A 17,233-nucleotide genomic window follows, 5' to 3' on the forward strand; every position below is an offset into this window, starting at 1 on the left:
GGAAACGATCAAGTAGCAGGCGAGGGTGAACAGCCCAGGATGGCAATGCCGCGCAGCACGTCCAGCGCGGGCAGACGTGTCGAACGCGGTTCGGCCGGAACGGGATTCGCGCTGTCGGCGAGACCGCGCGGTCGCCGCGGCTGCGATCGGGACACCGGTTCGGCCATGGCTGTCATTGTGTCTTCCGGGCAGGTCAGCGCGGATCGACCGGGAGAACGATGCCGGGTACGACCAGCGAATGACCCACCCTGATACCTGACCCGCACCCGGTCGCGCCCGATTCGCGGCCGCGTCGCCTAGGCTCGGGGCATGCAGCGCATCATCGGAATCGAGGTCGAGTACGGCATTTCGACGCCTTCGGAGCCGTCGGCCAACCCGATCCTCACGTCGACCCAGGCGGTCCTCGCCTATGCCGCAGCCGAAGGCGTGCCGCGCGCCAAACGAACCCGCTGGGACTACGAGGTGGAGTCACCGCTGCGCGATGCGCGCGGCTTCGACCTCGGACGGCTCAACGGACCCGCACCGGTCATCGACGCCGACGAGGTCGGCGCGGCGAACATGATCCTGACCAACGGGGCCCGCCTCTACGTCGACCACGCCCACCCTGAATACTCCGCACCCGAGGTCACCGACCCACTGGACGCGGTCATCTGGGACAAAGCCGGTGAGCGGGTCATGGAATCGGCCGCCCGCTTCGCCTCCAGCGTGCCCGGCGCCCCGCGCATGCAGCTGTACAAGAACAACACCGACGGCAAGGGCGCGTCCTACGGCACCCACGAGAACTACCTCATGAGCCGCGATACGCCGTTCAACCAGATCATCATCGGCCTCACCCCGTTCTTCGCCTCCCGCCAGGTGATCTGCGGTTCCGGCCGCGTCGGCATCGGCCAGAACGGCGATACCGCCGGCTTCCAGCTGTCCCAGCGTGCCGATTACATCGAGGTCGAGGTCGGCCTCGAGACCACGCTCAAGCGCGGCATCATCAACACCCGTGACGAACCACACGCCGACGCCGACAAATACCGGCGGCTGCACGTCATCATCGGCGACGCCAACCTCGCCGAATGGTCCACCTACCTGAAGGTCGGCACCAGCGCCCTGGTGCTGGATCTCATCGAGGCCGGCGAGGACCTCTCGGATCTGCAACTGGCCCGGCCCGTCACCGCCGTGCACACCATCAGCCACGACCCGACGTTGCGCGCCACCGTCGCGCTCGCCGACGGCCGCGAACTGACCGGCCTTGCGCTGCAACGCATCTACCTCGACCGCGTCGAGAAGTACATGGACCGCATCGGCAACGACGACGCGCGCGTACAGGACGTCATCGAGAAGTGGGCGCATGTCCTGGATCTGCTCGAGCGCGACCCCATGGAAACCGCGGACCTGCTCGACTGGACCGCGAAACTGCGCCTGCTGGAAGGCATGCGCACCCGTGAGGGCCTCAATTGGGCCGCACCCAAGCTGCACCTGGTCGACCTCCAGTACTCCGACGTGCGTCTCGACAAGGGCCTCTACAACCGCCTCGTAGCGCGCGGGTCCATGCAGCGCCTGGTCTCCGAACAACAGGTCCTGGACGCAATGACCAACCCGCCCACCGATACTCGCGCGTACTTCCGTGGCGAATGCCTGCGCCGCTTCGGCGCCGATATCGCGGCCGCCAGCTGGGATTCGGTGATCTTCGATCTGGGCGGCGATTCGCTGGTCCGCATCCCCACCCTCGAGCCGCGCCGGGGCACCAAGTCGCACGTCGGCAAACTCCTCGACGGAGTCTCGACCGCCGCCGAACTGGTGCAGCAGCTCACCCACTAGCCGCATTTGCGGCTTTCGAGAGGTCGCGGGGCTCGAGCCCCGCGACCTTCGCGTGTCGGTGCTGCGCGGTGAGCGGGGTGTTCGGGCTTCCTCCAAGGTTTTCCGGGAGCCCCGGGCCGCCCCCGGATTGTTGTTCCGGGAGTGCGGGGGTTGCCCCCGCACCCCACTTCAGCGGGGTTCGGGGGCTTGTCCGAGAGCCCTTCCCGCGGGCCCGCGAGAGGCTTCCGGAAGATCGCGGGACGGCGGCATTGCGGTTAATCCGGCATGTTGTCCGTAGCGCTAGGTAGTGTTGGGGGACGGGCATCGGATTTTCTCCGGTGCTCGCCGATGATCACAGAGGAGGTCGGCTGCTATGGCACAAGAGCAGACCAAGCGCGCCGGTGGTGGCGACGAGGATGAGGGTCCAGTCGAGGGCGGTGCTGCGGGGCAGGAGCGTCGCGAGAAACTGGCTGAGGAGACCGACGACCTGCTCGACGAGATCGACGATGTCCTCGAGGAGAATGCCGAGGACTTCGTGCGTGCGTATGTTCAGAAGGGCGGCCAGTGACCTCAGGCGACCCCTTGCGTCTCCAGACGGGGTACGCCCTCTCGTCCTTCTCCGAATACCTGCGGCTCAATGCGCCGGAACTGTTGCCAGGCAATAATTTCCGGACCGACGGCGCGCACCCCCTGGGGAGTGCGCCGTCGGATATCGCACCGCACGGCACCACCATCGTCGCGGTCTCCTACCGCGGCGGTGTGCTGATCGCCGGCGACCGCCGGGCCACCCAGGGCAACCTGCTGGCCAGCCGTGACATCGAGAAGGTGTATATCACCGACACCTTCTCCGCGGCGGGCATCGCGGGCACCGCGGGTATGGCCATCGAGATGATCCGGCTGTTCGCGGTGGAGCTCGAGTACTACGAGAAGATCGAGGGCGTCTCCCTCACCTTCGACGGCAAGGCAAACAAGCTCTCGAAAATGGTGCGCGACAACCTGCCTGCGGCCCTGCAGGGCCTGGTCGTGGTGCCGCTCCTGGTCGGCTACGACCCGGACGCCTCCGATCCGGACAGGTCCGGGCGCATCATCTCCTACGACGTGGTCGGTGGCCGCAGCGAAGAGCGATTCGGTTATACCGCTGTCGGTTCCGGCTCCCTGTTCGCCAGGTCCTCGCTCAAGAAGACCTACCGTCGCGGCATCGATCAGGACCAGGCACTCAGCATCGCGGTCGAGTCCCTGTTCGACGCCGCCGACGACGACACCGCCACCGGTGGTCCCGACACCATGCGGGGCATCTATCCGACGGCGATCGTCATCGATTCCGAAGGCTCCGTTGAGGTGTCGGAGGGTCGGCTGGCCGAGATCACCCGTGAGATCGTGGCCACGCGCGCGGACGAAGAAGGGGGTGCCCGGGCATGACACTGCCGTATTACGCGTCCGCCGAACAGATCATGCGCGACAAGACCGAACTTGCGCGCAAGGGCATCGCACGAGGCCGCAGTGTTGTGGTGCTGGTGTACGACAAAGGTGTGGTGTTCGTCGCCGAGAACCCTTCGGCCACACTGCACAAGGTGAGCGAGCTGTACGACCGCGTCGGCTTCGCCGCCGTCGGCAAGTACAACGAGTTCGAAAGCCTGCGCCGCGGTGGCATTCTGCAGGCCGATCTGCGTGGGTACCAGTTCGACCGGCGCGATGTCACCGGCCGATTCCTGGCCAACCTGTACGCGCAGAGCCTCGGCACCATCTTCACCGATCAGCTCAAGCCGTTCGAGGTGGAGATCTGCATCGCCGAGGTGGGCTATCCGGGGGCAGAACCGAACTCGGTGCTGTACCGGATCAACTTCGACGGATCGATTGTCGATGAGCGCGAATTCGTGGTGATGGGCGGCAATACCGACCCGATCGTCACCGCGCTCAAGGATTCCTACCGGCCGGGCCTGGATCTGCACTCCGCGGTGACGGTGGCAATGCAGGCCCTGCAAAAGTCGGCGCCGGAAAACGCCGATAAGGACAAGAAGCCGACGGGCGGGTCGCAGCTCGAGGTGGCAACCCTCGAGCAGGCCCGGCCGCGGCGGGCGTTCCGCCGCATTACCGGCGGCGCACTGCAGGAGCTGATCACCGGTAAGGCGCAGAGCGCCACTGCGACAGCCGAGGCCGACAAGCCGTCGGCCGGAGATCCCTCGCAGGCCTAGCAAAATCCCGGAATCCCCGGTCACCCACCGCATGTGGGCGATCGGGGATTTCTTTTTCCGGCAGTATCCAGCGCCCGCTGCCACGTTGCACTCGGACCCTCCGAGTGTTTGCACTCTGTACAGCAGAGTGCAAAGGGGCCTTGCTTTTTCGCTGCCTACGGCCGGTGCGACGTTGCACTCAGTGCTAAATCGTTGTGAATACGTTTGCATCGCATGTCCGACACCACCCTTATCGGGCACTACATCGCTGTAATGTCGATAGGGTGCAGCGACGAATCATGGGGATCGAAACCGAATTCGGGGTGACGTGCACCTTCCACGGTCACCGTCGGTTGAGTCCTGACGAGGTGGCCCGGTACCTTTTCCGCCGGGTAGTTTCCTGGGGCCGTAGTTCGAACGTGTTCCTCCGCAACGGTGCCCGGCTCTACCTTGATGTCGGTTCACATCCGGAGTACGCAACGGCCGAGTGCGACAGCTTGGTGCAGCTGGTCACTCATGACCGCGCCGGTGAACGGGTCCTGGAGGATCTGCTCATCGACGCCGAACAGCGTCTTGCCGAAGAGGGCATAGGCGGTGATATCTATCTCTTCAAGAACAACACCGACTCCGCGGGCAACTCCTACGGCTGTCACGAGAACTTCCTCGTGGTGCGTGCGGGCGAGTTCTCCCGGATATCGGATGTGCTGCTGCCCTTCCTGGTGACACGTCAGCTCATCTGCGGCGCCGGCAAGATTCTGCAGACGCCGAAGGCCGCCACGTTCTGCCTCTCGCAGCGCGCGGAGCACATCTGGGAGGGCGTCTCCTCGGCGACCACGCGGTCGCGGCCCATCATCAACACTCGTGATGAGCCGCATGCCGATGCCGAGAAGTACCGCCGCCTGCATGTGATCGTCGGCGACTCGAATATGGCCGAGCCGAGCACCATGCTCAAGGTCGGCACCGCATCGCTCGTCCTGGAGATGATCGAGGCGGGGGTCGCGTTCCGGGACTTCGCTCTGGACAACCCGATTCGTGCCATTCGCGAGGTCTCGCACGATCTCACCGGCAAACGTCCGGTGCGGCTCGCGGGCGGGCGACAGGCCAGCGCTCTGGAAATCCAGCGCGAGTACTACGCCCGCGCAGTCGAGCACCTGCGTAATCGCGACCGCGATCCGCAGGTCGACGCGGTGGTGGACCTGTGGGGCCGCACCCTCGATGCCGTCGAGGCGCAGGATTTCGCCAAGGTGGACACCGAGATCGACTGGGTCATCAAGCGCAAGCTGTTCCAGCGCTATCAGGATCGCTACAGCATGGAGCTGTCCGATCCCAAGATCGCGCAATTGGATCTGGCCTACCACGACATCAAGCGTGGCCGCGGCGTCTTCGACCTGCTGCAGCGCAAGGGTCTGGCCAAGCGCATCACCGAGGACGAGGCGGTCGACGCCGCGGTCAACACCCCGCCGCAGACCACCCGCGCCAAACTGCGCGGCGATTTCATCACCGCCGCACAGGAAGCCGGCCGCGATTTCACGGTCGACTGGGTGCACCTCAAGCTCAATGACCAGGCGCAGCGCACCGTGCTCTGCAAGGACCCGTTCCGCTCGGTCGACGAACGAGTCGATCGCCTGATCGCCTCGATGTGACATTTCCCCCGAAGACGGGCCGTGAACCGCACTCGAGGTTCGCGGCCCGTCTCGTTGTGAGCCCGGGGCCGCGAACCGAAGACTCCAGGTTCGCGGCCCGTCTCGTTCTGGACCGAGTGGAGCGGGGGAGCGAAGCGGAGGAGCGGAGGGAGGGAAGAACGAGACATCCAGGGCCGAGAACTCGCCGGAGCGAAGCGGAGGCAAAAGACACAGAGCCGCCCTACGCGCGCGAGGGTGGCACACACTACTCTCTAACGGGTGGCGATATCCAAGGTCGAGCGGTTGATGAATCTGGTTATCGCGCTGCTGTCCACCCGCCAATTCCTGACCGCCGAGCGGATTCGGGACAGTGTGGCCGGGTACGAGGAGTCCGCGAGCGATGAGGCGTTCAGCCGCATGTTCGAGCGCGACAAGAACGAGCTGCGCGATCTGGGCATACCCCTGGAAATCGGCCCGATCAGCCGGTATTCGGGTGCGGAGGGCTATCGCATCAATCGCGATGCCTACGAGCTACCCGATATCGATCTGACCAGCGCGGAGTCGGCTGCCGTCGCGGTGGCCGTGCAGCTGTGGGAATCCCCGGAACTGGCCGCGGCGGCCGAGGGCGGACTGCTCAAGCTGCGCGCCGCCGGCATCCACGTGGAACCCGATGCGGGTTTCGCCTCGGTGCCCGCGGTTCCCGCGCGCACCCGCGGTTCGGAACCGGTGCTGAGCAAGCTGCTCGCCGCGGTCGATGCGGGCCGGTCGGTGCGCTTCCTGCACCGGCAGTCGCACGGTGACCCGATCGAGCGCGATGTGCAGCCGTGGGGTGTGGTCACCCATCGCGGCCGCTGGTATCTCGTCGGCTACGACAATGCGCGCAATGCCCAGCGCACCTTCCGGGTCTCCCGGATCGGCGAGGCGGTCACCGAATACGGTCCGGCCAATGCCGTGCACAAGCCCGAGGGCGTCGATCTGCGCGCGGTGGTCGCCGAGGTCACCAGCCAGGCGCCGATCGCGGGTTCGGCGACCGTGTGGGTGGCAGACGGCCGCGGTCAGGAGATCCGCCGGCTCGGCGCGATCCTGGAGGAGCGGGCGCTCGGCGGCCGCCCCGGCGCCATTGTCGAGGTGCCCATCCGCTCGCGCGACTGGCTGGCCCGGCTCATTACCGGATTGGGCGCGGACGCCCTGGTGCTCGCACCGGAAGATCTGCGCGAGAACGTGATTGCGAGGCTCGAGTCGGTGCTGGAACGGAACGAGGTGTCGGCGTGAGCGACGGGGGCGGTGCACGCAAGGATGCCGCGGGCGGTGCACGCAAAGATGTCGCCGGCGGTGCACGCAAAGATGTCGCCGGCGGTGCACGCAAAGATGCACAGAGTGCCGCGGACGGGGGACGTGTATCGAACGGTTCGCGGGAACGCCGGGCCGCGGCGGCCGCCAGCACCCGGCTGTCGGTGCGGTTGTCGCGCCTGCTGAATATGGTCCCGTACTTCCAGGCGCACCCCGGGATCGGCGCCGCCGAGGCGGCCGCGGAACTGGGCGTGACCACCAAACAGCTGATGAGCGACCTGAATCAGCTGTGGATGTGCGGTCTTCCGGGCTACGGCCCCGGTGATCTGATCGATCTGTCCTTCTCCGAGGAGAGCATCGAGGTCACCTTCTCCGCCGGTATCGACCGGCCGCTGCGCCTGACCTCGCTGGAGGCCACGGCGCTGCTGGTGGCGCTGCGCTCCATCGCGGACCTGCCCGGCATGGTCGATCCGAGTGCCGCGCATTCGGCCACCGCCAAAATCGAATCCGCCATCTCCGGAACGGAATTCGAGGCGGCCCCGGTTCCGGCCGAGGCGCCGTCCGTGGCGACCGTGCGCACCGCGCTGGCCAAGAATCGCGCGCTGCGCCTGGTCTACTACTCCGCCAGCCGGGACGTCGTCTCCGAACGAGTGGTGGACCCGATTCGTATTGTCCTGGTGGACAACAACAGTTATCTGCAGGCCTGGTGCCGGCAGGCCGAGGGGGTGCGCCTGTTCCGCCTCGACCGCATCGAGGAGGCCGCCGAACTCGACGAACCGGCCCGCCCGCCCGCCGAGGCGGCGCTCGACGAGACCGCCGCCCTGGACCTTTTTGTCGGCGATGCGGCGGTCCCGCTGGCGCGCCTGCTGATCGGCGCCGACTACGGCTGGGTGCTGGATCAGTACCAGATGCACCGTGTCGCACTGCATCCCGACGGCAGCATCGAGGCCACCATGCGCTTCGCCACCCTGGACTGGATGGCGCGCCTGCTGCTCGGCTTCGGCGGCGGGGTCACCGTACTCGGCCCACCCGAACTGGTGACCGCGGTGCGGGAGCGTTCGGGTACCGCGCTGGCCGCGTATTCGGCGCTGGCCCAGGACGATCCGGCGGCGTTTCAACTGACCGGTCTCGAGGAGGTCGGTCCCGCTTGAGTGCAGCACAGCGTGTGATGGTGCTCGGCGCGGGCAGTATCGGCGTCTACGTCGGCGGAAAACTCGCTGCGGCGGGCGCGGATGTCACGTTCGTGGGCCGGCCGCGCATGCTCGATGAGCTCGAGACCTCGGGTCTGCGGCTCACCGATCTCGACGGCAACGACGACCGGGTCGAGCCCGCGGCGTTCCGGACGGCGACCGACCCGTCCGGGGCAGCCGACGCCGATCTGATCCTGATCACCGTGAAATCTGCCGGTACCGCCGCGGCCGCGCAGGAACTGGCCGGACTGGTCAAGCCGGGCACCGTCGTGATCAGCCTGCAGAACGGCATCGGCAACGACACCGTCATTCGGGAGATCCTGCCCGCCTGCGTGGTGCTGGCCGGAATGGTGATGTTCAATGTCGTGCATCACGAGAACGGCCGATTCCATCGCGGCACCACGGGCGGTATCGCCGTCGCCGATGACGCGGTGCTGAACCGGTTCGCGGCCACCCTGCACAAATCCGGCCTCGGCTGGAAGCGGCATCCGGACCTGCTGCCCGTGCAGTGGGCGAAGCTGCTGCTGAATTTGAACAATCCCATCAATGCCCTGTCCGGCCGTCCGCTGCGCGAGGAGCTGGGCACCCGTGACTACCGCCGCTGTCTGGCGCTGGCCCAGCACGAGGCGCTGACGGTCATGACGGCCGCGCGCATCACACCCGCCCGGCTCACCGCGCTGCCGCCCGAGGTCATGGTGCGGTTGCTGACCGTTCCCGACGGCCTGTTCCGCCGGGTTGCCGGTCGGGTGCTGGCCATCGACCCGGTGGCCCGCTCCTCCATGGCCGACGACCTGGCGGCGGGTCGCAAGACCGAGATCCCTTGGCTCTGTGGTGAAATCGTGAGCCTGGGAGCCATGGTGGGTTTGCCCACCCCGGTGAACCAGCGCCTGATCGAACTCGTGACAGCTGCGGAGAACGGTGACCGTCGCACCTGGTCGGGGCCGGAGTTGCTGGCACAGCTGAGTGCCGTGAACCGCTCCGGGTCTTGACGCCGCCGCCGGGCATATGCATGTCCGGTAGCATCTGAAACACCACAGTCTTTGGAGGTAGGAAATGACAGGCGCCATCAGCCCGTGGCACTTGGTGATCGTCGCGCTGATTTTCTTGCTGTTCTTCGGCTCGAAGCGCATGCCCGACGCGGCTCGTAGCCTCGGCCGGTCGATGCGGATCTTCAAGAGCGAAGTCAGCCAGATGCAGAACGAGGCCAAGACGGGCGAGGCCGCTCCCGAGGCGCCCGCCGCCCCGCAGCAGCAGCTTCCCGCGGCTGCACCCGTACAGGCGCAGCCGGTTGTCGCACCGCAGCCCGTGAACGTCGAGAAGCCGCAGGTCTGACACCATTCGATGCCGGGGTGAGTTCATGCTCATCCCGGGTCAAGCGTTGTCCGGGTCCGGGGCGTTCACTCGCAGCGAGGCAGTCACACACACATGCGTATTCCGTTCGACCCCAGGCGTAGCCGCCGCCGCACCAATCCCGACGGCACCATGTCGCTCGTGGATCATCTGGCGGAGCTCCGGTATCGGTTGCTCATCGCACTGGCCGCCATCTCGGTCACCACGCTGTTCGGTTTCTACTGGTATTCGCACACCATCTTCGGGATCGAGAGTCTCGGGCATGTGCTGACCGGGCCGTACTGTGCCCTTCCGGCGGACCGCCGAGCCAATCTCAGCCCCGACGGGGCGTGCCGATTGCTGGCGACCGCACCCTTCGAGCAGTTCATGCTGCGCCTCAAGGTCGGTGCGACCGCCGGTGTCGTGCTGGCCTGCCCGGTGTGGCTGTACCAGCTGTGGGCCTTTGTCACGCCCGGCCTGTACTCGAAGGAGCGCAGGTATGCGATCACCTTCGTCACCGCCGGAGCGGCGCTGTTCGTCACCGGTGCGGTGCTCGCGTATATCGTTGTCGCCCATGCCCTGAGCTTCCTGCTGACCATCGGTGACGGCACTCAGATCACCGCGCTGAGCGGTTCGCTGTACTTCGGTTTCATCATCAAATTGCTCGTGGTGTTCGGCGTGAGTTTCGAGACGCCGCTGCTCATCGTGGGGCTGAACTTCCTCGGTGTGCTCACCTACGAGCGGCTGACCAAGTGGCGGCGCGGGCTGATCTTCGGCCTGTTCGTCTTCGCCGCGATCGTCACCCCGCAGGACCCGTTCTCCATGCTGGCGCTGGCGCTGGCGCTGACCGTGCTGTTCGAGATGGCCGTGCAGATCGCCCGCATCAATGACAGGCGCAAGGCGCGCAATGCCGAGAACTGGAGCAATCTCGCCGACGACGAGGCCTCGCCGCTCGATGACAAGGACAACTTCGACCACGGCGTGACACCCGTCGAGACCCCGCAGCCGGTTCCCACGGCCGCGCCGGAGAAAACAACGGGCAGCCTGTCGGATTACTCCGATACCCTCTGACGGTGACATCAAGGTCGCTTACTGGCGAACTGGCGGCATTCGCCGCCGAGCTGAAATTCGAGCTGGATCCGTTCCAGCTGACCTCGTGTGAGGCGCTCGCGGGCGGGCACAGTGTGCTCGTCTGCGCGCCCACCGGCGCCGGCAAGACCGTGGTGGGGGAATTCGCCGTCCACCTGGCGCTGGCCTCGGGCGGCAAATGCTTCTATACGACGCCCATCAAGGCGCTGTCGAACCAGAAGTTCGCCGATCTGACGGCCCGCTACGGGCGCGAGACGGTGGGCTTGCTCACCGGTGACCAGTCCATCAATCCGCACGCCTCCGTCGTGGTCATGACCACCGAGGTGCTGCGGAATATGATCTACGCCAGTTCCGATGCGCTACAGGGACTCTCGTATGTGGTGATGGACGAGGTGCACTACCTGGCGGACCGGTTCCGCGGTGCGGTGTGGGAGGAGGTCATCCTGCACCTGCCGCCCGAGGTGCGGCTGGCCTGCCTGTCGGCGACGGTCAGCAATGCCGAGGAATTCGGTGCGTGGATGGAGACGGTGCGCGGCGATACCGCGGTCATCGTGGACGAGACCCGGCCGGTGCCGCTCTCGCAGCACGTACTGGTCGGGCGGCGCATGTTCGATCTGTTCGATGCGAAGTCCAGCGATAAGAAGGTGCTGGTCGACGAGGATCTGGTGCGCTTCATCAAGCAGCGCGAGGCCGCCGACCGTCAGGAGCACTTCGGGGTGCCCGGGCGCGGTCGCGGCGGGCCGCGGCGGTTCTTCCGCCCGGTGCCGCGGCCGGAGGTGATCGCCCGCCTCGACGAGGAGCGGCTGCTGCCGGCCATTACCTTCATCTTCAGCCGTGCGGGCTGCGACGGTGCGCTGCAGCAGTGCGTGCGCTCGCGGCTGGATCTCACCCGGGACGATGATCGCGCGGAGGTCGACGCGATCATCGAGAAGCACACCGGTGAGCTGCCGCGCGGTGATCTCGAGGTGCTGGGCTACTGGGAGTGGCGCGAGGGGCTGCACCGCGGGTTCGCGGCGCATCACGCGGGCATGCTGCCGGCCTTCCGGCATACGGTCGAGGAGCTGTTCGTGCGCGGCCTCGTGCGCGCCGTATTCGCCACGGAGACACTGGCTCTGGGCATCAATATGCCCGCTCGCACGGTGGTGCTGGAACGGCTGGTGAAGTTCAACGGCGAGACCCATGCGGAACTGACACCGGGGGAGTACACGCAGCTCACCGGTCGTGCGGGGCGGCGTGGCATCGATGTCGAGGGCCACGCGGTGGTCATGTGGAATCCCGAACTCGACACCAGTGCGGTGGCCGGATTGGCTTCCACGCGAACCTATCCGCTCAAGAGTTCGTTCCGGCCCGGGTACAACATGTCGATCAATCTGGTCGACCGGATGGGCGCCGAGGACGCACGGCGACTGCTGGAGCGGTCCTTCGCACAGTTCCAGGCCGACCGGTCGGTCGTGGGCCTGGTGCGCGGCATCGAACGCAATGAGGCACAGCTGAGCAAGCTGCGCTCACAGCTGGGCGACGACGATTTCCTGGAGTACTTCCAACTGCGCGAACGCATTCGGGGCCGGGAACGCGCCATCGAGAACCAGGGCCGCACCGACCGCCGCTCCGCCGCCGTCTCCGCACTGGCCGGGCTGCGGCGCGGTGATGTGGTGGCGATTCCGGCGGGACGTCGCCAGGGACTTGCCGTGGTGCTGGAACCGGATCAGACGCCGGGGGATCCGCGCCCGCTGGTGCTCACCGAGGACAAGTGGGCGGGCCGGGTCTCGGCCGCCGATTTCCCGACTCCCGCGCAATCGCTGGGGCATCTGCGCCTGCCGCGGCACGTCGATCACCGGACCTCCCGGGTCCGCCGGGATCTGGCCTCGGCGCTGCGCAGCACCGGCATCGTGGTGCCCGGGGGCAAGCGCGGCGGCAAGAAGTCCAAGGCCGCCGACGACCATGAGCTGCAGGCACTTCGGCGCGCCCTGCGCAACCATCCGGCACACGAGCGCCCGGATCGGGAGCAGCTGGCGCGCCTGGGCGAACGCTACAACCGCACCGAACGCGAGACCGAGTCCATGCGCAAGGAAGTGGCCTCGACAACGAATTCGCTGGCCCGCACCTTCGATCGCATTCTCGGGCTGCTGGGGGAACGCGGCTATGTCGAGGACGGTGAGGTGACCGCCGACGGGCGGCGGCTGGCGCGCATCTACGCGGAAGCTGATCTGGTGGTGGCCGAATGCCTGCGCGAAGGTCTGTGGCGTGGTCTGGGTCCGGCCGAATTGGCGTCGGTGGTGTCGATCCTGGTGTTCGAATCGCGCCAGGAGGGTGGATATCTCGGCGCCTCGGGCCCGACCGCGCCCATTCGCCGGGCGGTCGACGCGACGATCGGGGTGTGGACGCAATTGCGGTCCGACGAATCCCGGCATCGGCTGCCCCCGACCCGGGAGCCGGACCTCGGTTTTGTCAACGGCATCCATTCCTGGGCGCGCGGTGACGACCTCGCCGACGCCCTGCTCACCAGTGGGGATCGCGGAAACCCGCTCTCCGCGGGCGATTTCGTGCGCTGGTGCCGGCAGATCATCGACATGCTGGATCAGATCCACAACACCGCTGATGACGTGGAGGTCGCGGCCACCGCGTCCAAGGCGGTCAAGGCAATTCGGCGGGGTGTCGTCGCGGTGGACGCGGCGTAGCCAATCGGTCTGTGCTTTGATTCTGTAAGACGTACCGACCGCGGTGGGCTCACGAGCGTGTTCCTGCTCGGGGGGCTAGCGTGTGTACATCGGATTGCGAGTGGAGGCAAGCAAATGAGCGGCCCGTACGGACCGAACGACGCCCCAGGCACTGGGGAGGGACGCAACGATCCGACGCAGCACTGGGGCGGCGGCCAGCCCGCGCCCGGTGGCGCCGGACCGAACTGGGGTGGTCAGCAGCCCGCGCAGCCGACCACGAATTGGGGAGACCAGCAGCAACCGCAGCAGCCGTGGGCGCAGAGCCAGCCGCAGCAGCCGCAGCCCGGGCAGGAGCCGTGGGCACAGGGTCAGCCGCAGCAGCCGCAACCCGGTCAGCAGTGGGGACAGAGCCAGCCGCAGTGGGCGCAGCCCGGGCAGCCGGGTCAGCCGCCGGTGACCGGCCAGGAGTGGGGGCAGCAGCCGCCGCAGACCGGTCAGCAGCCGTGGGCGGGCAGTCAGCCGCAGTGGCCGCAGCAGGGCCAGCCGGGTCAGCCCGGTCAGCCGGGCTGGGATCAGCAGCAGCCGGGCCAGCAGTGGCCGCAGCCGCAGCCGCCCAAAAAGAAGAAGACCGGCCTGATCATCGGCATCGTGGTCGCCGTGGTGGTGGTGCTCGGCGCCGTCATCGGCGGTGTGCTGGTGCTGACCGCCAAGGATCAGCTGGACAATTCGGCCGTGGCGACCGGTGTCCAGAAGGTGCTCAAGGATTCCTACGGCATCGATGATGTCCAGGATGTGAGCTGCCCGTCCGGCCAGAAGGTCGAGGTCGACAAGACCTTCGACTGCTCGCTCAAGGTCGGCGGCGAAGCCAAGAAGGTCACCATCAAGGTCACCAAGTCCGATGGCACCTATGAGGTCGGCCGCCCGAGCTGACCGATAGCACGACAATCGCTGGGCCCGTGGTGATCTCACGATCACCACGGGCCTGCGGTTTTTCCGGGGGAAATGCTGGTTGGTTGCCGGAGTAGAGTGGCCAGTGATCTTGAAAGTGGATAGGAGTGGGGGCGTGATGAAAACTGCTGTGCGTAAGGCGTCTTGGAGCGTGACCGTGATCGCGGCGGTGGCCGCGGCCCTCGCTCCCGCGGTGGTGCATGCCGCGGGGCCCGATCCCGTGGTCAACGACTGTGCGACCTACCCGGTCCAGTCCGTGACCCGCCCGGCGAATCTGCTGCTGGCCTGCGGCGATGGCGGACTCTGGGTCAAGAACATCACCTGGAGTTCCTGGGGCCCCGATACCGCCGAGGGCGACGGCACCGAGTACCGGCGAGTCTGCGTTCCCGATTGCGCCACCGGCGGCGTCTCGACCGGCCCAACCCACATCACGCTGCGGAACCTGGACGGCGGCCGCTTCAAGCAGGCCCTGATCTCCGATCTGAACGGTAAGCCGGAGACCTGGCCGCTGTGATCAGCGCTCGGCTCTGATCAGCGCTTGGCCAGGGCGGCGATCAGCCGCTTGACCGGGCTCTCGGCGTTGTAGGCGACGCCCAGTGCCAGCAGGGCCTCCGGATCGGCGGGCTCCCGCGCCAGCTCGTCACCGCGTGAGAATTCCACCGTGGCATCGCGCACCACCCGCACGACCGTGGTGGCGGCCTTCAGATAATCTTCCGCCGCAACGAGTTTCGCGCGCACCCCCTTGGCGAGGTCGGAATCGGGATCGGCGGCGGCCGCGCGCAGGGCCTCGATCGAACCGAATTTGGTGATCAGCTGGGCGGCGGATTTATCGCCGATGCCCGCGACACCGGGCAGACCGTCGGACGCATCGCCGCGCAGGGTGGCCATATCGGCATAGGCGATGCCCGCGTTCGCCTCCGGCACACCGTATTTCGCGGAGACCTCGGCCGGGCCCCACAGCTCGGCCTTGGCCAGGCCGCGGCCGACGTAGAAGACCTGCACCCGCGGGGCGGGGGTATCACGCACCAGCTGCAGCAGATCGCGATCACCGCTGACGACGATCACGTCGGTCTCGCGTTCCACCGTGGCGAGGGTGCCGATCACGTCGTCGGCCTCGAGGCCCGCCGCACCCGCGGTGGCGATGCCGGCGGCCGCGAGCACCTCCATGATCATGTCCACCTGTGGGGTCAGCGTGTCCGGAACCTCTTCGGCCACAGGGCCGATCGCCCCCGCGGGCTCGGTGTCGGCGACCCGCTGCGCCTTGTAGGACGGGATCAGATCGACGCGGAACGTCGGCCGCCAATCCAGGTCCAGGCAGACCACGAGGCGGCTGGGGGAGTGCTGTTTGACGAGCGCCGCGACCATATCGGTGAAGCCGCGCACGGCATTCACCGGTTGCCCGTCGGCTGCGGTGATCTTCTCCGGAATCGCGTAGAAGGCGCGGAACCAGAGGCTGGCACCGTCGAGCAGCAGCAGGGGACCGGTGGCGGGGGCGCTCATACGCCAGACGGTACCGCGCAGCCCCGACACGGGGGCGGGTGCCGTGCCGAGCTCGATGCGGCTACGCCGTGCAGCCGCTGGGGTCGCGTCTCGGGTCGCGGTGGTTCGTCAGGGAGAAGCCGGATGGAGAGTTATGGATCGGCGTAGTTTTCTGCGGAACGGTCAGGCGGTGGTGCGTGATCGCCGCCGCTGTACACCCTGGACCTGCCCTCCGGCAGCACCGGCGACTGGGCGGGCTGGTGCACGCCGCGGGAATCCAGTTCGCCGCCGGAGCCGTCGCTGCCCGTGCTGCCGGAAACTACCTGCTGCATCACCTCGATGACGCAGGTCGCAGTCCGGCGTGGCCGGTCCGATTCCGCGTGTTGTGAGGCTGCGGGGCGACGGAAGTTTCGTCGCCCCAGCGCAATCGGGGAGGGTCGCCACAGATGCGCTGACACGGCAGGGTGACCGAATCGAATGGCGTGGATGCGCCGGGTAACGTCGGGGGCATGAGCTCTCATGACGAGTCACGGTTCACAGCGGACGTCTACGGGGTGCGACTGGAGCGGGCGGCCGAGTTGATCCGGGCCGCCCACCTCGACGCGCTGCTCATCACCCCCGGTCCGGATCTGCAGTATCTGATCGGGTCCCGGGCGCAGTCGTTCGAGCGGCTGACCTGCCTGGTGGTCCCGGCGTCAGGGGAGCCGCCGTCGGTGGTGATTCCGAAGATGGAGTTGGCGGCACTGGCCGGTTCCGCGGCCGGCGAACTGGGTTTGCAGGTCATCGACTGGGTCGACGGCGTTGATCCGTACGCGCTGGTGAAGTCGGTGCTCAATGCCGGTGCGCGCACCGCGGTCGACGATGCCATGCCCGCCCTGCATCTACTGCCGATCGCCGACCGGCTGGGCCAGCTGCCGGTCTCGGCCACCCCGGTACTGCGCGAACTGCGAATGCTCAAGGACCCCAGCGAAATCGACGCGCTACGGCGTGCGGGCGCGGCCATCGACCGGGTGCACGCCCGCATGGGTGAATTCCTGCGCGCCGGCCGCACCGAGGCCGAGGTGGCCGCCGATATCGCCGCCGCCATCATCGAGGAGGGCCACACCCACGCCGCCTTCGTGATCGTCGGCAGTGGCCCGCACGGCGCGGATCCGCACCACGAGGTCTCCGATCGGATCATCGAGGACGGGGATGTGGTGGTCATCGATATCGGCGGACCCGTACAGCCCGGCTATTTCTCCGACTCCACTCGTACCTATGTGCTCGGTGAGCCCTCCGAGGAAGTGGCGGCACAGTGCGCGGAGCTCGAGCGCGCACAGGCCGCCGCCGTCGCCGCCGTGCGTCCCGGGGTGACCGCGCAATCCATCGACGCCGCCGCACGCGATGTGCTCACCGCCGCCGAGGTGGGCGAGTACTTCGTGCACCGCACCGGCCACGGCATCGGCCTGTCGGTGCACGAGGAGCCCTACATCGTCGCGGGCAATGATCTGGTCCTGGAGGCGGGCATGGCCTTCAGCATCGAGCCGGGCATCTACTTCTCCGGCCAGTGGGGCGCGCGCATCGAGGACATCGTGGTGGTGACCGCGGACGGGTGCGAGTCGATGAACAAGCGACCGCACGGACTCACGCGGCTGTAGAACAGCAGTGTCGAACGCCGGCCCGCGCTGCCG

At 67.3% G+C, this 17,233-nt stretch carries 17 protein-coding genes; 15 read left to right on the forward strand and 2 right to left on the reverse strand.

All coding sequences use genetic code 11. The features are described 5' to 3' along the window. Positions 1-8: 8 nt before the first annotated feature. Positions 9-167 carry a hypothetical protein gene (locus OG716_RS08505; protein WP_405137116.1) on the reverse strand — a complete coding sequence of 53 codons (159 nt, stop codon included), beginning with the start codon at positions 165-167 and terminating at the stop codon, positions 9-11. Positions 168-309: 142 nt separating this feature from the next. Here OG716_RS08505 and dop point away from each other — a divergent pair, with 142 nt between their 5' ends. The 13 genes from dop to OG716_RS08570 all read left to right on the forward strand — a co-directional run bounded on the left by dop (position 310) and on the right by OG716_RS08570 (position 14,598). Continuing rightward, positions 310-1,809 (forward strand): depupylase/deamidase Dop, encoded by a 1,500-nt coding sequence (gene dop / locus OG716_RS08510; RefSeq protein ID WP_405137117.1) that lies wholly within the window; start codon positions 310-312, stop codon positions 1,807-1,809. 352 nt (positions 1,810-2,161) lie between these two features. Further along, on the forward strand, positions 2,162-2,356 hold the full coding sequence (locus tag OG716_RS08515) for a ubiquitin-like protein Pup (RefSeq protein ID WP_297615508.1): 195 nt from the start codon (positions 2,162-2,164) through the stop codon (positions 2,354-2,356). Beyond that, the gene (gene prcB, locus OG716_RS08520) at positions 2,353-3,207 is read left to right on the forward strand and encodes a proteasome subunit beta (protein WP_327139832.1); all 855 of its coding nucleotides are present in this window, start codon (positions 2,353-2,355) and stop codon (positions 3,205-3,207) included. Before OG716_RS08515 ends, prcB begins: the two co-directional genes overlap by 4 nt. Continuing rightward, entirely contained in the window at positions 3,204-3,980 is a 777-nt protein-coding gene (gene prcA / locus OG716_RS08525; RefSeq protein ID WP_355121832.1) for a proteasome subunit alpha, read from the forward strand. The genes prcB and prcA overlap by 4 nt, the downstream gene beginning before the upstream one ends. Before the next feature lie 263 nt (positions 3,981-4,243). Next, positions 4,244-5,602: a Pup--protein ligase gene (gene pafA, locus OG716_RS08530; RefSeq protein WP_297615502.1), complete on the forward strand. Its 1,359-nt coding sequence runs from the start codon at positions 4,244-4,246 to the stop codon at positions 5,600-5,602. 258 nt (positions 5,603-5,860) lie between these two features. Then, positions 5,861-6,853 (forward strand): helix-turn-helix transcriptional regulator, encoded by a 993-nt coding sequence (locus OG716_RS08535; protein WP_405137118.1) that lies wholly within the window; start codon positions 5,861-5,863, stop codon positions 6,851-6,853. A gap of 206 nt (positions 6,854-7,059) precedes the next feature. Next, positions 7,060-8,022, forward strand: a complete 963-nt coding sequence (locus OG716_RS08540) for a helix-turn-helix transcriptional regulator (protein WP_405139589.1) — start codon at positions 7,060-7,062, stop codon at positions 8,020-8,022. Between the two features lie 17 nt (positions 8,023-8,039). Then, positions 8,040-9,050: a 2-dehydropantoate 2-reductase gene (locus OG716_RS08545; protein WP_405139591.1), complete on the forward strand. Its 1,011-nt coding sequence runs from the start codon at positions 8,040-8,042 to the stop codon at positions 9,048-9,050. A 64-nt stretch (positions 9,051-9,114) separates the two neighbouring features. Continuing rightward, positions 9,115-9,393: a Sec-independent protein translocase subunit TatA gene (gene tatA / locus OG716_RS08550; protein ID WP_327139828.1), complete on the forward strand. Its 279-nt coding sequence runs from the start codon at positions 9,115-9,117 to the stop codon at positions 9,391-9,393. Positions 9,394-9,486: 93 nt separating this feature from the next. Next, the gene (tatC, locus tag OG716_RS08555; RefSeq protein ID WP_405137119.1) at positions 9,487-10,461 is read left to right on the forward strand and encodes a twin-arginine translocase subunit TatC; all 975 of its coding nucleotides are present in this window, start codon (positions 9,487-9,489) and stop codon (positions 10,459-10,461) included. 2 nt (positions 10,462-10,463) lie between these two features. After that, the gene (locus OG716_RS08560; RefSeq protein WP_327139826.1) at positions 10,464-13,157 is read left to right on the forward strand and encodes an RNA helicase; all 2,694 of its coding nucleotides are present in this window, start codon (positions 10,464-10,466) and stop codon (positions 13,155-13,157) included. A gap of 114 nt (positions 13,158-13,271) precedes the next feature. Continuing rightward, positions 13,272-14,066, forward strand: a complete 795-nt coding sequence (locus OG716_RS08565; protein WP_405137120.1) for a DUF4333 domain-containing protein — start codon at positions 13,272-13,274, stop codon at positions 14,064-14,066. A gap of 136 nt (positions 14,067-14,202) precedes the next feature. Beyond that, positions 14,203-14,598, forward strand: coding sequence for a hypothetical protein (locus tag OG716_RS08570; protein ID WP_405137121.1), 396 nt, complete (start codon positions 14,203-14,205; stop codon positions 14,596-14,598). Positions 14,599-14,615: 17 nt separating this feature from the next. On the opposite strand, the gene OG716_RS08575 is transcribed toward OG716_RS08570, so the two are convergent. Next, the gene (locus OG716_RS08575; RefSeq protein ID WP_405137122.1) at positions 14,616-15,584 is read right to left on the reverse strand and encodes a 5'-3' exonuclease H3TH domain-containing protein; all 969 of its coding nucleotides are present in this window, start codon (positions 15,582-15,584) and stop codon (positions 14,616-14,618) included. Between the two features lie 176 nt (positions 15,585-15,760). Between OG716_RS08575 and OG716_RS08580 the strand changes: the two genes are divergently transcribed. Next, positions 15,761-15,952, forward strand: a complete 192-nt coding sequence (locus OG716_RS08580) for a hypothetical protein (RefSeq protein WP_405137123.1) — start codon at positions 15,761-15,763, stop codon at positions 15,950-15,952. A gap of 120 nt (positions 15,953-16,072) precedes the next feature. Further along, positions 16,073-17,200 (forward strand): M24 family metallopeptidase, encoded by a 1,128-nt coding sequence (locus OG716_RS08585; protein WP_405137124.1) that lies wholly within the window; start codon positions 16,073-16,075, stop codon positions 17,198-17,200. Positions 17,201-17,233 lie beyond the last annotated feature (33 nt).

The sequence above is a fragment of the Nocardia sp. NBC_01388 genome (assembly GCF_045040085.1).
GTDB lineage: Bacteria > Actinomycetota > Actinomycetes > Mycobacteriales > Mycobacteriaceae > Nocardia.

Excerpts from the sequence above, each read along its gene's own strand:
- OG716_RS08505 (WP_405137116.1), bottom strand. The coding sequence starts at position 167 with ATGGCCGAACCGGTGTCCCGATCGCAGCCGCGGCGACCGCGCGGTCTC.
- dop (WP_405137117.1), top strand. The coding sequence starts at position 310 with ATGCAGCGCATCATCGGAATCGAGGTCGAGTACGGCATTTCGACGCCT.
- OG716_RS08515 (WP_297615508.1), top strand. The coding sequence starts at position 2,162 with ATGGCACAAGAGCAGACCAAGCGCGCCGGTGGTGGCGACGAGGATGAG.
- prcA (WP_355121832.1), top strand. The coding sequence starts at position 3,204 with ATGACACTGCCGTATTACGCGTCCGCCGAACAGATCATGCGCGACAAG.
- OG716_RS08540 (WP_405139589.1), top strand. The coding sequence starts at position 7,060 with ATGGTCCCGTACTTCCAGGCGCACCCCGGGATCGGCGCCGCCGAGGCG.
- OG716_RS08545 (WP_405139591.1), top strand. The coding sequence starts at position 8,040 with ATGGTGCTCGGCGCGGGCAGTATCGGCGTCTACGTCGGCGGAAAACTC.
- tatA (WP_327139828.1), top strand. The coding sequence starts at position 9,115 with ATGACAGGCGCCATCAGCCCGTGGCACTTGGTGATCGTCGCGCTGATT.
- tatC (WP_405137119.1), top strand. The coding sequence starts at position 9,487 with ATGCGTATTCCGTTCGACCCCAGGCGTAGCCGCCGCCGCACCAATCCC.
- OG716_RS08565 (WP_405137120.1), top strand. The coding sequence starts at position 13,272 with ATGAGCGGCCCGTACGGACCGAACGACGCCCCAGGCACTGGGGAGGGA.
- OG716_RS08570 (WP_405137121.1), top strand. The coding sequence starts at position 14,203 with ATGAAAACTGCTGTGCGTAAGGCGTCTTGGAGCGTGACCGTGATCGCG.
- OG716_RS08575 (WP_405137122.1), bottom strand. The coding sequence starts at position 15,584 with ATGAGCGCCCCCGCCACCGGTCCCCTGCTGCTGCTCGACGGTGCCAGC.
- OG716_RS08585 (WP_405137124.1), top strand. The coding sequence starts at position 16,073 with ATGAGCTCTCATGACGAGTCACGGTTCACAGCGGACGTCTACGGGGTG.